This window comes from Vreelandella mediterranea (assembly GCF_970647075.1).
The window spans coordinates 237,412-251,828 of the sequence record NZ_OZ310198.1 but is presented as its reverse complement, the minus strand read 5'-3'; the positions used below and the strand labels follow the sequence as shown (position 1 = coordinate 251,828).

Sequence of the window (14,417 nt, the reverse complement as noted above, 5' to 3'; positions counted from 1 at the left end):
AAAGGACTTCACAACATGCATATCGTACACATTGCGTTACAGGGATGCCTTCGAGGTCACGACGTCGAATACGGTATAACCGCCGACACCGGCGGCCATATCCGCTACCTGCTGGAGCTCGTCGAAGCCTCCGCTCTCGACCCTCTCGTTACGCGTATAACGTTAGTCACCCGCGCCTTCGAATGCCAGTTTAGCGATGTCGACTACGGCCAGGGCGTGGAGCAGATAAGCCCCAAAATCGAACTGGTCCGTCTGCCGAGCCAACGCCCCGACTACCTCGCCAAGGAAGCGCTTTGGCAGGAGCTACCCTCTTTCGTCGATGCCTTCACCGCCTGGCTCGACACCCTGCCCGCGCCGGCGAACCTCCTGCACGCCCACTACGCCGATGCCGGCGAAGTCGCCGCACAGATCAGTGCGCGCCGGGGTATTCCCTTCGTTTTCACGGCCCATTCCCTCGGGCGCAGTAAGCTGAAATGCCTGGCGCACGACGGCCACTCTCTGGACGAGCCGACCAAGGCAGCACTTTCCAGGCGCATCACGTTTGAAGAGCGCGCGATGCGTGAAGCGGCGTTGGTCATTGCAAGCTCCCGCGACGAAGCGGAGAGCCAGTACGCCGACTACGCCCACTACGCCCCGGGCAAGATTCGCGTGATCGCCCCGGGCAGCCACCTGAGCGAATTCGAAAACGCCTGTTCTACCCCGGCGGTGGATGCGCTGCTGGCACCCTTTTTGACCGATCCCGACAAGCCCGCGTTGATCGCCATCGCCCGGCCGGTGACGCGCAAGAACCTCGCCACGCTGGTGCGGGCCTTCGGCGAGAACGCCACGCTCAGAGAAACGGCCAACCTGATCATCATCGCCGGGGTTCGCGAGCATATCGATTGGCTGGAGCCCGAGCTTGCCGGCAACCTGCACGAACTTTTAACGCTGATCGACGATTTCGATCTTTACGGCCATGTCGCCTACCCCAAGCACCACGCCCCAAACGATATCAAGGCGCTCTACGCCTGGGCGCGAGAGCGGCGCGGTATTTTCATCAACCCGGCGCTCAACGAGCCCTTTGGGCTCACGCTTTTGGAAGCGGCGGCGGCGGGGCTGCCGCTCATAGCCACCGACAGCGGCGGACCCAACGATATCATCGAGCAGTGCGGCAACGGCATACTGATCGACCCGCGCCGCGCCGAGGACATCGGCCGCGAAGCGCTGGCGCTGTTCGGTGATACCAAACGCTGGCAGCGCATGGCCGACAACGGCCGCGAGGCAGTGAAAGCCTTCGACTGGCAGCGCCATACCGAGCGCTACCACGATTTGTTGGCGCGCCTTTGCACGCCCCCGCAAACGCAGGCGCTCGACGGTGTGTCGGCGCTATTGATTTGCGATATCGACAACACCCTGACCGGCTCACCGGTGGGCGTGCGCGCGTTCAACCAGTGGTTTTCCGGCCAGCGAAAGATGGGGTTTGGCGTGGCCACCGGGCGAAGCTTTCACAGCGCGCTGGCGATTCTCGCCCAGGCGGGCATTCCCCACCCGCAGTTGGTTATCGCCTCAGTGGGTTCGGAGATTTATTACCTGCAGCCCGACGGCGTCACTTACCGCCAGGACGACGGCTGGCGCGCGACGCTCGACCGCGGCTGGCAGCGCGGCGCCCTGGCCCGAGCGCTCGAAGCGTTTAGCGATATCGCCCCTCAAGGCCCGCTCGAGCAGCGCGCCCATAAACTAAGCTATTTGAGTGACAATGACGGCGAGCTGGCCCAGCGCATCACCACTCACCTGCAGCGTGCGAACCTGCGCGCCACGGTGATACACAGCCACGGCCGCTACCTGGACATCCTGCCCGAGGCGGCCTCCAAAGGCCGCGCGGTGGCGCACGTTCGTAAAGCGCTGGGGGTCGAGGAAACCGCGCTTTTCGTGGCCGGCGACTCGGGTAACGACCTGGATATGCTACGCGCCTCGACATGCTCGATTCTGGTGGCGAACTACAGCGACGACCTGGAAAGCGCCCCGGGCATGGGGCATGTCTACATCGCCCGAGCGCCCCACGCCCAAGGGGTGATCGAGGGCGTTCAGCACTTTCAGCGCCGCCGCCCGTCCACCAAAACCTACGACGACGTGGCCTCATGAAGCTAAGCGCGCTCACCCTGGTACGCGGGCGCCGCGCCCACCTGGTCAACCTGATGCTGAGCCTGAACGCTCAGACACGCCCGCCGGACGAGCTGGTCATTGCCTGGATGCAGGCAAGCCCGGAAGAGAACCTGCCGCTTACGCGTTTTCCGGTCCGCCACGTGATGGTCGAGGGTGAGGCGCTGCCGCTGGCCCGCGCCCGCAACGCCGCGGTCGAGGCGGCCTCCTTTGAGGCGCTGGTGTTTCTGGATGTGGACTGCATCGCCTCGCCCAGGCTGGTGGCGCGCTATCACCAGGCCCTAGGCTTGCAAGCGGCGCTCTATATCGGCGAAGTGCACTACCTGGCCGAAGGGGCGGTGCGCTACTCGGATAGCGGCGAGCTCGACCTTGAAGCGCTTTATCAAGAGGGTGAGCGACACCCCGCCCGCCCGGCAATCAAGGACGACGAGATACGCCCGGAGCCGGATCACGGTAACCTCTGGGGCTTGTCCTTTGCGTTGATGAAAGCAGACCACCGGCACGCCGGCGGCATGGACGAAGGCTACGTTGGCTACGGCGGCGAAGAAACCGACTACGCCTGGCGGCTGGCCCAGGCCGAGGTCGCGCTTTATTGGGTGGGCGGGGCGCTGGCCTGGCATCAGCACCACGCCATATACGCCCCGCCCTGGCCGCACTTCGAGGCGATCATCACCAACGCCCGGCGCTTTCACGCGCGTTGGGGGCGCTGGTGCATGGATTACTGGCTCGGCCAGTTCGATGACGCCGGGGCGATCAGCTGGACCCCGGACAGCCCACACATCGAGGTGCATCGCCAGCCAAGCAGTAATGAGATCGAAAACGCGCGCCTGCCGCCGAGCGCGCGCTTTGGATAACGCGCCTTAGGGCTCGAGGTAGGCGTTGATGGCTTTCGCGTTCACCGCGGACACCGTGGGCGCCCCTTGCCACAGCTCATCGACACACCGCTCGAGCCACTCGGCGGCGCGCGCGGCGGCGGCGCGATCGAACAGGGTGGCGAGCTTTTCGACATCCAGCCCCCGGGCTTTTTCCAGCACCGCCTGCCAGCCCGCGAAATCGCCAGGCCACACCGGCATGTTCACCGCCGCGCCAAGCGCCGCCAGGCGTTCGGCCTTGCGTGTCTGTTCACCAAAGTAGCGCCACTCCGGCGCCACGATGTAAGGGCGTTCGAGCATGGCGATCTCATGCACGGTATTGTCCCCCGCCGAGGCCAGCACGATATCGCTGGCGGCCAGGTAGTCCACCACGTTGTCGACCCAGCCGACGTTCACCAGATTAGCGAAATCGGTCTCGTGCCCCTCCAAATGCAGCGGGCCGATGGTGAGAAAAAGCGTTTGCGGCGCGGCGCGGGCGGCCACGGTGAGCGGCGCGTAGGGCGTGCCCGCCCCGCCGCCGCCGGTCAGCGCGACCACGATTTCGCGCTCCCTATCGAGCCCTAGACGACGGCGCGCTTCTTCACGGCTGGGCACCGCGGCGGTGGTAGTGCAAAGCCCGCCACTATAGAAAGTCTTCCCGCGCAGGTCGGCGGGGTAGTCGTCCTGCTCCAGGCGCTCGTCGAACGGCGCGAGCATCCCGACGCTTGCCTCGTAAGCGCCCAGGTGGCCCGGGTCGTTGCGATCGCCGTGCATGCGCACGCTCACCGCGGGGATGCTGGCGATACGCGACAAAAGCGCCATTTCCGCAGAGACATCGATCACGAACAGGCCCGCGTCGATATCGTCCAGGTGATCGAGAATGCGGCGCATGGTCTGGCGCATCTCGACCACCCCCATGGGCACGCAGTGCATCACCGACGGCGTGGGCTGCTCATAAAGCGCCTGGGTGGGCACCGCCGCGCCGATCATGTTGGGCAGGGTAATGATGTCGATCTCGCGCTCGAAGCCATCGAACAAGGACGGATCGGCGGTCATCACGCTCACCGGGCGCTCAGGTGAGAAGTGGCGAATGATCGCCATGGCACGCCGCGCGTGGCCGCGGCCCTGATGGTGGACGAAAAAGCTGATCGGTTTTTTCATGGGAACACGTTCCGTTGTGTTGGCAAGCCGAGCCGCCAAGTCCGCCCGTCGGCCTCTGTTTTGATACGTCTGGGCTAAGCATAGTCGTCCGCGGGGAAAAGTCGCCCTGGCGCTCTTTATAAGTCAGCTCTAAAGCGCCCACCAGGCGGGCAGCAGCGCGCGGATGGGCGGCTGGTTGAAGCGGTCGTCCATCAGCACCACCACGCCTTCGTCGTCGGGGCCCCGGATCACCCGCCCGGCGGCCTGTACGACCTTGATCATCCCGGGGATGCGGTAGGTGTACTCCTCGCCCTGACCGAACCGGGCGTGAAGGCGCGCCTTGAGCGCTTCGTTGAAGGCGTTGAACGGCGGAAAGCCGAGGGTGGCGATAAAGGCGCCGATCAAGCGGTCGCCGGGCAGGTCCACCCCTTCGCCGAAGGCCCCACCGAGTACCGCGAAACCGACGCCCCGCCCGCCGGGGGTGAAGCGCGCCAGAAACGCGTCGCGCTCGGCCTCGCCCATCCCCCGCGTCTGGGCGAAGCTGGGTATCTCGGGCCAGGCGCTTTGAAAGCGCGTGTAGACCGCCTCGAGATACGCGAAGCTGCTGAAAAACGCCAGATAGTGGCCGGGCATCTGCTGGTACTGAGCGGCGAGCGTTTCAACGATGGGCTCGACCGAGGCTGCGCGGTCGCGAAAGCGGGTCGAGATATGCGGGGTGACCTGCACACTGAGCTGGTGGGCGGCGAACGGCGAGCCCACCTCGCGCCAAACGGTGTCCGCCGGCAGACCCAATAGATCCCGGTAGTAGCGCCCCGGCGAGAGCGTGGCGGAAAACAGCACGGCGCAGTGGGCACGTTCAAAGCGCGGGGTGAGAAAATCCGCCGGAATGACGTTACGAATCCCCAGCACGGCCTGGCCGCGGCCCTGGCGGGTGAAATCACAAAGCGAGTGTTCGCCGAACTGCTCGGCCAGCCGGCAAAATCCGAGTGCTTCGAACAAAAGCTCCTGAAGTTCCAGCCCGGCAGCCTGGGGCTGCTCGCCGAGGTATTCGGTCATGGCGCTTACCACCTTGTAGAGCGCGCCGACCAGCTTGCCCGGCAGTGCCTCCAACAGCCGGTAGCTCGCCTCGCCGGTGGCCTGAGCATTACCGGCATCGACCAGGGTTTGCCACTGCTTGCCCAGCTGATCGAGTGGGCCCTTGAGCGCGGCCGGGGCACTTTTTTTGGCACGGTTGAAACGCTTTTGCGAGATCTCGGCGCTGTACATGCCGCGGGCGCGCTCGACCAGGTTGTGCGCCTCGTCCACCAGCAGACCCACCCGCGCCTCTGTCGCGACGGCCTGGCCGTGGAGCAGCGCGTGGGCGTCGAACCAGTGGTTCACATCCCCCACCGCGACATCCGCCCAGCGGGCCATTTCCTGGCCCAGATAATAAGGGCAAACGTCGTGTTCCAGGGCCACTTCTCTGAGCCCGGCGCGATCCAGAAAGCCGCGCTCGACACAGGCCTGGCGCGCCCCGGGCAGGCGGTCGTAAAACCCGGCAGCCAGCGGGCAGGCCTCCCCGTGGCAGGCGCGGTCCGGATACTCGCAGGCCTTGCTGCGCGCGGTGAGCTCCACCACACGAAGCGGCGCGGCGCTGGAGGCGGTCAGCGTGGTCAGCGCCTCCAGCGCCAGCCGCCGCCCCGGGGTTTTCATGGTCAAAAAGGCCACGCGGTCGAGTTGCTTGCGGGGCATGGCGGCCAGCATGGGAAACAGCGTCGCCAGGGTCTTGCCGATACCGGTGGGCGCCTGGGCGAGCAGGCAGCGCTCGGTACTGACCGCCTTGAAGACGTTCTCGGCCAACTCGCGCTGGCCGGGGCGAAAGCGCGCGTGGGGAAAGGTGAGCTTGCCAAGGGCGCTATCCCGCGCCGCGCGGTGCGTCGTTTCCTGCTTCGCCCAGCTCAAAAAGCGCCGGCACTGCGCGGCAAAAAACGCCTGGAGCTCATCAATACTCGCCTCGACCGTCAGGCGGGTTTCGCGCTGGCTGGCTATTTCGAAGTAGACCAGTGCCAGCGTCACGTTTTCAAAGCCGCGCTCGGCGCACAAAAGTGCGCCGTACACCTTCACCTGGGCCCAGTGGAGGGCACGCTGGTTGTACGCCATGCGGGAAAGATCGCCCCGGTGGGTCTTTACCTCTTCAAGGCAGTGGGTGTCCGGGTCATAGCCATCCGCCCGGCCAGATACCTTTAGGCCTTCGAAGGTGGCGGATAGCGGCAGCTCCGCAACGTAACTCTCGCCTCGGCGGCTGGCCACCAGGGTGTGCCCGGCTATGCCTTCCTGGGCGGTGGGCGCGGGGGTGAAGCGGTAGTCGAGATCGCCCTGTCGGGCGGTAAATTCGCATAGCGCGCGCACCGCGATCCGGTACTCGCTCACGCGCCGACCTGCCAACGCACGTAGCACACCTCGACGGGCATCTGGTGGCGCGCGAAGCAGTCGAGCCAGCGGCGCTGATTGTCCTGCAGCCGGTCGCCGGGGCCTTTTACTTCGATCATGCGATAGCGCGGGCCCGCCTCATCCTCGGGGAAGAACTGAATCAGGTCGGGAAAGCCCGCCCGGTTGTGTTTTAAATCCCCCAGCAGGCGCTCGAACAGCACGCGTAGATGCGCGGCGGGAATGCAGCGAAGCGCGGTGTCCAGTAGCGCCTCGCTCAAGACCGGCCAGTGCACGAAAGCGCAGGCAACGCCGTACCTGGCGGCGAAGGTCTCGCGGATAGTGTCGGCATAGCGCCCATCCTCGAGCTGGGCCAGGCAGGCGTGGATCTCCTGCGCGCGCTGCTCGGCGAAGTCCTCCCGGTAGAGATCCGCCGGCCCGCTTTGGAAGGGATGAAAAAACGCCCCCGGTCGCGGGGCGAAAATCGCCGGCCACAGCAACAGCCCGAAAAGCCCGGTGATCAGGCAATTTTCCACGTAGTAAACCGGCGCTTCGGGGGTGGCCAGGTGCTCGGCCACGGCGCGCTCGACCGGCTGCGGCCCCAAGAGCGTGAGTGCTCGTTCGGGCACGTTTGCCGCGCGGTTGCGCGGCGCCGGCGGCCCGCCCAGGCGCCGCTCAAGGCGCGGCACCAGCCGCTGAAGCGCCTGGCGTTCGCTTTCAATGGGGGCGTCCATTAGCGCCTCGCGGGCCATTTCCAGCGCACGGCGGTGGCGGCCAAGGCGCTCGAGCAGGCGCAGCGCGCGAATGCGGGCATCGCTACTCGTGGCCGCGTGGTATAGCGTCAGGGCAAGCTCACCGTCACCGCCGCGTTCGGCTTCGCGCCCCATGCTCACCAGCAGCCGGTCCCGCCGGCCGGCGAGCCAGCGGTTATCGCCGGAAGGCGGAAGCGCCTCATAAAGGGTCGCGGGCGGCTCGCCCTCGGCCAGCCGCTCGCGCAGGCGGTGAAGCGCCAGGTAGGTGGTGACCTCGCCTCGGTGGCCAAACGCCCGGGCGTTTGGGGAAAGCGCCACCGGCTCGAAGCGCTGCAGGCCAAGCTCGGTCAGCACGAACTCCGCCCAATCCTGGCGCAGGTTGCCAAAGAACATCAGCCGCAGCCGGTCGCAGGTGGCCATGACGTTGAGACGCACGATTCGATCCGGCGCCTGTGGCCACCAGGCCTTTAACGGCTGTACGGCCTCGAGCGACGGCACCAGGGTTTCCAACAGGGTTTTCTTGGAGGGCGAGGCGCCAAACCCTGCGGCGCGCAGGGCGCCGGCCAGGGCCTGTTTGAGCTCGCTCAACCGCAGGTGGTGGAAAAGCTCGGCGCTGGTGAGACGCGGCGCCGGCTCGACCAGGCCCGCCTCAAACAGCGGCATGAGCGCCTGGTCGGTGTCGCCGATCTCGGCGTAGGTGAGCTTTCCGGTTCTAAATAGCTCGCCCTTGCGCATCACCATGCGCGCCAGCAGCGCCTGGGAGGGCTTTGGCAGCGCGTCGAACGCCGCCAGAAAGGTGATTTCCTCTTCGCCCAGCAGATCACGGTGGCGCTCGGCCACCCAGGCGAGTACGTAACGAAAATTCGTCAGGTAGTAGAAGGGATCATCGAGGGAGGCCGTGGCCGGACCAGAGAGGGCACTGTTCATTCATCCATTGTAACAGCGCGACAGCGGCTGCGATAACCCGCCGCTCACCCGACCTTGTGCTGCAAAAGCGCCTCGAGGGATTCGGGTAGGGCTTCTTCCCCGCCGCTTTGTGCCGGCGCCGGCGCCTCGGCTTTCGGCGTTTTACCGCTGACCAGCACGTACCACTCGGTTTCGGTCAGGTAGTGCTGGCACCAGCGGCTCAGGCTGTCGGCGATCATGTCGCTTGCGCCCTGTTCGCCGCGAAAGGATTGGGCCAGGCAAAGCAGGTCCTGGCGGGCGGTACGCGCGCGCGCCGTGCCGCCGTGCACCCGGGAGAGCGGGCAGCGCCGGTCGAAAGCGGCGTTGACCAAGGCATTTAGCCAACGCTCCACTTCGTGTGCCTGAATACCGCCATACACTGCCACGCTTTTACTCCTTGCCCTTTGCGGGTTCGCCCACTCAAACGGGGTACACAACCCATTCTGGCTGCAAAGGGCGCTAGACTGCCCGAATTAGCGCGCGCTGTCACCTGCCGCGCGGCGGGGTTCTTCAAATCCCTGCAGTACGCTTACCACATTACGACCGATATCGTCCACCGCGTAGCCGCCTTCCATCAAAAAAACGCAGGGAATCCCCACCTGAGTCAGTCGGGCAGCTCGCAGGGCCAGCGTGCTGCCCAGCGGCGTTTATCGCCCGGCGTTTGCTGCTTTAGCCGGTACTCGGCGCGGCTGGCTTCGCTGCGGTCGGCGAAGGGCTGGGCGCCAAGCAGCGCCTGGGGCGGGTTGGCGCGGGTGTAGCGCGCGCCCTTGCCGGCACAGTGCGCCTGGTAGCGTTTGGCCAGGTCGTTGGTGATGCCGGCGTAGGTGCCGCGCCGACATTCGAGCAGGTAAAGGTACCAAGGCGCCCGAGAGGTCTCGTTATCGGCGGGGGGGCCGCTTGAAGTGCTAGCCACCGCAGCACGCCTTGAGCTTACGCCCGCTTCCACACGGGCAGCGCTCGTTGCGCCCGGGTTTTAATTTATCCAACCGCGGCTCGCCATCCAGGTACCACCAACGCCCGTCTTCCAACACGAAGCGCGAGACCTCCTCCAGCACGTGCCAGCCACCTTCCTGAAAAAAGGCCTTGAAATGGACGGTTGCGCGCCCGCCCTCGGGTGCGGGGGCGTGTTCGATCACCAGCCGCTTCCAGCGCGTGGCCGGGTCCGGAGCCAAGGACTCGGGCCGGGTACTGGGGTGCCAGGTGGCTTTCAGGTAATCGACCAGGTCGAGGGCAAAGGCGCTGTAGCGCGAGCGCATCAACGCTTCGGGCGTGGGGGCGATGGCGCCCTGATGATAAGCGCCGCAGCACGCCTTGTACGCCGCGGTGCTATCGCAGGGGCAACTTGTAAGCAGGCTCGAGGTCATAACGGTGGCCCTATTAACGCACGTGTGCTGGGCCATTTCCTGTATTAGTGGCGGTAACTATGTGTTTATAGTAGCAGAGTCACATTACCAAAAAAGACGGAGTACGAAACGCGACCAAACCATCTTTCCAGACGCAGCGGAGGTTCTCATGAAGGTATACAGACCGGAGTGGCAGTGCACGTTTAGCGTAAACGAAGGCGCAGTAGAATCAGCCCATTGGAAAGAGCGCATCGCCTGGCGATTGCGACGGTTTGCCGACCGCCTCGAAGGCGGTGGGCGTACGATCAAGATCGACTGCCATGTTTCGCCTTTTGTGAGCCGCGCCGAGGTCGACACCTGCCTGGCCAAGGGCTTTGAAGTCACCCAGGGCCTGATCACCCAGCTGGCTCACCAGCAAGCCTGTGAAGACGTCATGCGCGACGCCAAGGCCGAGCTTTATGAGGAGCACCCGCTCCCCGAAAAGTTGCCCGGCCTGTAAGCACGGCTCGGCTTGTCAAAAAACACCCGCTTAGGCGGGTGTTTTTGTTCGCTTACTCACCGAATGCCTGGCCCGCGAGCGCTACCTGCTCGACGATGCCGGTGTACAGTTCACGTTGCGATACCATCTGTGAATTAGCGTCGCGGAGCACGACGTTCAGGGTTTCCTGCTCGCCGGGCTCGCGCATGTCTTCGAGGGTCAGCAGATTGCCCGTGCCCATGAAGGTGCTGACGGGCAGGTCGAAGACCAGCAGCTCTGCGTGATGCTCGAGCGCAAACGCCGACGCGGTGGATGCCTCGGAGTGGGCGACATTTTCGACGATAGCGTTCGCTTCCAACGCAACATAGCGCTCCAACTGCTGCTGCACGTTGTTACGGTATTCGCGTAGCCGATTGCGCTCGAAGTTTTCCCGCGCTCGTTCGCTGTCCGCTCTGTCGAGCTGCTGCTGGATTCTGCCGATCCGGCGCTCGGTATTGCCAAGCTCGCTTGCCAGCTGACGGTGATCGCCGTTGCGGTTTTCAGCGCGAATCAGGTCTTCCGAGCGCTCTTCCTTTGCCTCGCGAAGCTGCTGATTAAGCGTATCGTCCTCGCTTTGCACGCCGTACGGGCGCCCGCGCAGCTCAGAAAGCTCGCGGTACTCGTCAAACAAGGCGGCATACTGCTCGTTGATGGGCGCGGGGTGCAGCGCTTCATCCGGCAGCCAGAGCCGATAGCAGGTATCTTCCTCTGCCAGGCGGTCCACCGTCACGTCGTCAGTGGAGGCGGGGCAGCTATCGGTGTTCGTTCTGCCGCCATAGGAAAATACTTGGCTGCGCTCGGGGTCGAGCGTTCTGACCGCCAGATCGTTTTCCAGAATATAGTCATTCCAGCCTTCGACCACGGCCCGCTCCATCTCGGCTTGGCGCTCGACCGTCTCCTCGATGCGCGCTTCCAATTCCGCTATTTTTTGATCCGCGGGCGCCAGCGCCTCGTCAAACGCTGCCTGGGTCTCTTCGAGCTTTGCAAGCTCGCTTTGCTCGGTTTCCAGTTCGGCTTCCAGCGGCGCCGTACTTTCTTCAAGATGTGCACGCCAAACCGCGTCCTGGTTTTCGCGCTGCTGCTGGAACGTTTGCGTCGCTTCCCAGAGCTCTTGCGCATCGTCAGGAAACTCAACGTCGGGTAGCTCGTCGCCGGGCGAGGCCAGCCATGCGGTCAAAGCGCTATTGAATTGCTGTAACTCGGTGGCGTCATCGATGGCTTGTTCATCGAAGTAGTACACCCGCGCCTGCCGAGTCTGATCGAACATGGAGGGGTCGAGCCCGCCCTCGGCGGAAATTTCTGCCTGATCCGGGTAGTCGCTTCCACAGCCCGCCAGTAGCAGCACCGCGGCGGTACCTGCCCATAGATTGAATTTCCCGCTCACCGCCATCTCCTCAATTAACCAAGCTTATCGGCAAAATAGTCTATCGCTATTTCATATTATCCTAATGATACTGGACATGACGCAACACCTTATCGCGACACTATCGCGACACCTTCTTCGCGACACCGGGAACCGATTAGCTATCCTGGCTGACGCCTAAGCGGGCGCTAGGAAAATGGCGACTCGAGCGCTTTGCCCATCCGGGTCATGAAATCCAGGCACGCCGTAAGCTCGCTTTTGTCGATGTACTCGTCGGGCTGGTGGGCCTGGGCGATGCTGCCAGGCCCCAGGATGATGGTTTGCAGGCCCTGGCCCTGGAACTGGCCGGCTTCCGTGGCGTAGGCCACGGCGTGGTTGCAGCACTGCCCCGGCAAGTGTTCCTTGGCCAAGCGCAGCACCGCGTCGTTGTCGCGATCGGCCAGGCCCGGCACCGTGACGTTGAGCGCCTCGGTGGCGATGTCGACGCTTTTCCCCCGCGCCTGCAGCTCGGCCTTGAGCGTTTCACCAAACGCTTCGAAACGAGCGAAGACGTCCTCGAAGGTGTCCGTGGGCAGGTGGCGGATCTCCCACTCGAAGGTGCACTCTCGGGCGGTGATGTTGATCGCCGTGCCGCCCTGGATGCGGCCTACGTGCAGGCTGGTGTGGGGCACGTTGAACGCCTCATCCACACGCCCTTCTTCCACCAGGGCGGCCATGGTGTCCTCGATGAAGGTGACCAAACGCGCGGCCACGTGAATGGCCGAGGTGCCCTGGTTGACCTGGCTGCTGTGCGCCTCGACCCCGGTGACCGTGGTGCGCAGGTTGGTCGCGCCCTTTTGCGCCACCACCGGCTGCATGCTGGTGGGCTCACCGACGATCACATGCGCGGTGGTCGAGTAGTGCTCGAAAAAGCGCTCGATCAGCGCCGGCGCGCCGACGCAGCCGATCTCCTCATCATAGGAAAAACCGAAGTAAATGGGCTGTTTGAGCGGCGCTTTCACCCATTCGGGCACCATGGAAAGCGCGCAGGCGATGAAGCCCTTCATGTCGCAGGTGCCACGCCCGTAAAGGCGGTCATCGTCGCCTTCCACCAGCGTAAAAGGGTCCGTCGACCAGGGCTGGCCTTCGACCGGCACCACGTCGGTGTGGCCAGAGAGCATCACCCCGCCCGGGGCGTCCGGGCCGATGCGCGCGATCAAATTCGCCTTGGTGCCGCAGGGGCTCATGACCCGCTCCGAGGTAACGCCGTATTCGGCGAGATACCCTTCGACGAATTCGATCAGCGCCAGGTTGGAGCCGCGGGAAGTGGTATCGAAAGCAATCAGTTGGCTGAGTAGCGCTTGTGCATCGGTCATGACGTGGCCCTTGATTGACGTCTTTTCATTACCCTATCACCGCCGGGGGCGCACCGCCTACGGCCAAAGTTGCATGAGCAAACCGGGCGCTGCGCGTAGCGTTCATCAAAATGTCATGTACACTCACTAATGTTCAGTGCAACCAAAAAAAACGCCATAAACGTACTGTGCCACCCGGCCGATCCCAGGCCCTAAAGGAGCTTTTATGTCTCGTTTCACGTTACGTGCCCTCTCTGTAGGCATCGCGGCGGCTACCTTGAGCGTTTCCGCCCAGGCCGCCACCGAGATCACCTGGTGGCACTCCATGGGCGGGGAGCTGGGCGAGCGCTTGAGCGCGCTGGCCGAGGACTTCAACGCCTCCCAGGACGAATACCGGGTGAACCCTTCGTATCGTGGCGAGTACGAAGAGACGATGGTCAACACCATCGCCGCCTTCCGCGCCGGCCAGCAGCCGCACATCGTCCAGATCTACGAAGTCGGCACCGGCACCATGATGGCCGCCCGGGGCGCGATCTACCCGGTCTTCGAGCTGATGGAAGAGCACGGCAGTGACTTCGATCCGGACGACTACCTGCCCGTAGTGACCGGCTACTACACCGACACCGACGGCAACATGCTCTCCATGCCGTTCAACTCCTCCACGCCGATTCTCTACTACAACAAGGACGCTTTCGAAGCGGCCGGCCTCGACCCGGAAACCCCGCCGACCACCTGGCAGGAAATGGGCGAGATGGGCCAACAGATCGTCGATGAAGGCGCGGCGTCCTGTGGTTTCACCATGGCCTACGCGGCCAACTGGGTGGGTTTGGAGAACTTCTCGGCGCTACACAATCTGCCGATCGGCACCCTGGAGAACGGCTTCGGCGGCCTTGAAACCGAGTTCACCTTCAACGGCGAAGAGCAGGCGCGCTTTTGGGATCAGATCAAGGAGTGGTCGGATAGCGGTGTGTATAGCTACGGCGGCCCGGCCAACGGCCCGGACGCCGCGCCCGCGTTCTACTCCGGCGACTGCGCGATGTACATGAACTCCTCCGCCTCGAGGGCGGACGTGCTGGCCAACTCGGACTTCGAAGTCGGCTTTGGCATGCTGCCTGTTTATGACGACGTGGACGGCGCGCCGCAGAACTCGATCATCGGTGGCGCCACGCTTTGGGTCCTTTCAGGCCATGAAGACGACGAGTACACCGGCGTCGCGGAGTTTCTGGAGTACCTGTCACTGCCCGAGGTACAGGCCGAGTGGCACCAGGGCACGGGGTATCTGCCGATCACTACCGAAGCGTTCGAGCTGACCCAAGAGCAGGGCTACTACGACGAGAACCCGGGCGCGGATATCGCCATCGAGCAGATCAACCTCAACGAACCCACCGAGAACTCCAAGGGCCTGCGCTTTGGCAACTACACCCAAGTACGCATGGTACTGGACGAGGAGTTCCAGGCGGTGCTGGCGGGTAACAAGAGCGGCCAGGAAGCGCTGGATGACGCGGTAGAGCGCGGCAACCAGATCCTGCGCGACTTCGAAGCCGCCAATAACTAATTTAGCGGCACCACTCGAACCCCGGCTTCTATAGCCGGGGTTTGTTGTGAGGGCCCACCCATACGCCCGACA

General features: G+C 64.2%; 12 protein-coding genes. 4 read left to right on the top strand and 8 right to left on the bottom strand.

The genetic code is table 11. The features are described from left to right. The first annotated feature begins 15 nt into the window (after positions 1-15). Together ACWFVE_RS01250 and ACWFVE_RS01245 are read left to right on the top strand one after the other, a co-directional pair. On the top strand, positions 16-2,121 hold the full coding sequence (locus tag ACWFVE_RS01250; RefSeq protein ID WP_447527483.1) for an HAD-IIB family hydrolase: 2,106 nt from the start codon (positions 16-18) through the stop codon (positions 2,119-2,121). Next, a complete protein-coding gene (locus ACWFVE_RS01245) occupies positions 2,118-2,993 on the top strand; it encodes a glycosyltransferase family 2 protein (protein ID WP_447527482.1) in 876 nt (291 codons plus the stop codon). The genes ACWFVE_RS01250 and ACWFVE_RS01245 overlap by 4 nt, the downstream gene beginning before the upstream one ends. Positions 2,994-2,999: 6 nt before the next feature. Here ACWFVE_RS01245 and ACWFVE_RS01240 read toward each other — a convergent pair whose 3' ends face one another. From ACWFVE_RS01240 to ACWFVE_RS01215, 6 genes are all read right to left on the bottom strand, one after another. After that, entirely contained in the window at positions 3,000-4,151 is a 1,152-nt protein-coding gene (locus ACWFVE_RS01240) for a glycosyltransferase (protein ID WP_447527481.1), read from the bottom strand. Positions 4,152-4,280: 129 nt separating this feature from the next. Next, complete coding sequence (locus ACWFVE_RS01235) at positions 4,281-6,539, bottom strand: ATP-dependent DNA helicase (protein WP_447527480.1); 2,259 nt, start codon at positions 6,537-6,539, stop codon at positions 4,281-4,283. Next, entirely contained in the window at positions 6,536-8,215 is a 1,680-nt protein-coding gene (locus ACWFVE_RS01230) for a VRR-NUC domain-containing protein (protein ID WP_447527479.1), read from the bottom strand. Before ACWFVE_RS01230 ends, ACWFVE_RS01235 begins: the two co-directional genes overlap by 4 nt. Before the next feature lie 44 nt (positions 8,216-8,259). Then, on the bottom strand, positions 8,260-8,619 hold the full coding sequence (locus ACWFVE_RS01225) for a hypothetical protein (RefSeq protein WP_447527478.1): 360 nt from the start codon (positions 8,617-8,619) through the stop codon (positions 8,260-8,262). Positions 8,620-8,837: 218 nt separating this feature from the next. Then, positions 8,838-9,146 carry a GIY-YIG nuclease family protein gene (locus ACWFVE_RS01220; RefSeq protein WP_447527477.1) on the bottom strand — a complete coding sequence of 103 codons (309 nt, stop codon included), beginning with the start codon at positions 9,144-9,146 and terminating at the stop codon, positions 8,838-8,840. Further along, a complete protein-coding gene (locus ACWFVE_RS01215) occupies positions 9,139-9,597 on the bottom strand; it encodes a YchJ family protein (RefSeq protein ID WP_447527476.1) in 459 nt (152 codons plus the stop codon). Before ACWFVE_RS01215 ends, ACWFVE_RS01220 begins: the two co-directional genes overlap by 8 nt. A 148-nt stretch (positions 9,598-9,745) precedes the next feature. Here ACWFVE_RS01215 and ACWFVE_RS01210 point away from each other — a divergent pair, with 148 nt between their 5' ends. Continuing rightward, positions 9,746-10,075 carry a hypothetical protein gene (locus ACWFVE_RS01210; RefSeq protein ID WP_447527475.1) on the top strand — a complete coding sequence of 110 codons (330 nt, stop codon included), beginning with the start codon at positions 9,746-9,748 and terminating at the stop codon, positions 10,073-10,075. A 52-nt stretch (positions 10,076-10,127) separates the two neighbouring features. Here the strand turns inward: ACWFVE_RS01210 and ACWFVE_RS01205 are convergent, their stop codons facing one another. Both ACWFVE_RS01205 and argE read right to left on the bottom strand, forming a co-directional pair. Then, positions 10,128-11,477: a hypothetical protein gene (locus ACWFVE_RS01205; RefSeq protein WP_447527474.1), complete on the bottom strand. Its 1,350-nt coding sequence runs from the start codon at positions 11,475-11,477 to the stop codon at positions 10,128-10,130. A gap of 167 nt (positions 11,478-11,644) precedes the next feature. After that, a complete protein-coding gene (gene argE / locus ACWFVE_RS01200) occupies positions 11,645-12,811 on the bottom strand; it encodes an acetylornithine deacetylase (protein WP_447527473.1) in 1,167 nt (388 codons plus the stop codon). A gap of 205 nt (positions 12,812-13,016) precedes the next feature. Here argE and ugpB point away from each other — a divergent pair, with 205 nt between their 5' ends. Next, positions 13,017-14,345 carry a sn-glycerol-3-phosphate ABC transporter substrate-binding protein UgpB gene (gene ugpB, locus ACWFVE_RS01195; protein WP_447527472.1) on the top strand — a complete coding sequence of 443 codons (1,329 nt, stop codon included), beginning with the start codon at positions 13,017-13,019 and terminating at the stop codon, positions 14,343-14,345. Positions 14,346-14,417 lie beyond the last annotated feature (72 nt).

Excerpts from the sequence above, each read along its gene's own strand:
- ACWFVE_RS01245 (WP_447527482.1), top strand. The coding sequence starts at position 2,118 with ATGAAGCTAAGCGCGCTCACCCTGGTACGCGGGCGCCGCGCCCACCTG.
- ACWFVE_RS01250 (WP_447527483.1), top strand. The coding sequence starts at position 16 with ATGCATATCGTACACATTGCGTTACAGGGATGCCTTCGAGGTCACGAC.
- ACWFVE_RS01230 (WP_447527479.1), bottom strand. The coding sequence starts at position 8,215 with ATGAACAGTGCCCTCTCTGGTCCGGCCACGGCCTCCCTCGATGATCCC.
- ACWFVE_RS01240 (WP_447527481.1), bottom strand. The coding sequence starts at position 4,151 with ATGAAAAAACCGATCAGCTTTTTCGTCCACCATCAGGGCCGCGGCCAC.
- ugpB (WP_447527472.1), top strand. The coding sequence starts at position 13,017 with ATGTCTCGTTTCACGTTACGTGCCCTCTCTGTAGGCATCGCGGCGGCT.
- ACWFVE_RS01210 (WP_447527475.1), top strand. The coding sequence starts at position 9,746 with ATGAAGGTATACAGACCGGAGTGGCAGTGCACGTTTAGCGTAAACGAA.
- argE (WP_447527473.1), bottom strand. The coding sequence starts at position 12,811 with ATGACCGATGCACAAGCGCTACTCAGCCAACTGATTGCTTTCGATACC.
- ACWFVE_RS01215 (WP_447527476.1), bottom strand. The coding sequence starts at position 9,597 with ATGACCTCGAGCCTGCTTACAAGTTGCCCCTGCGATAGCACCGCGGCG.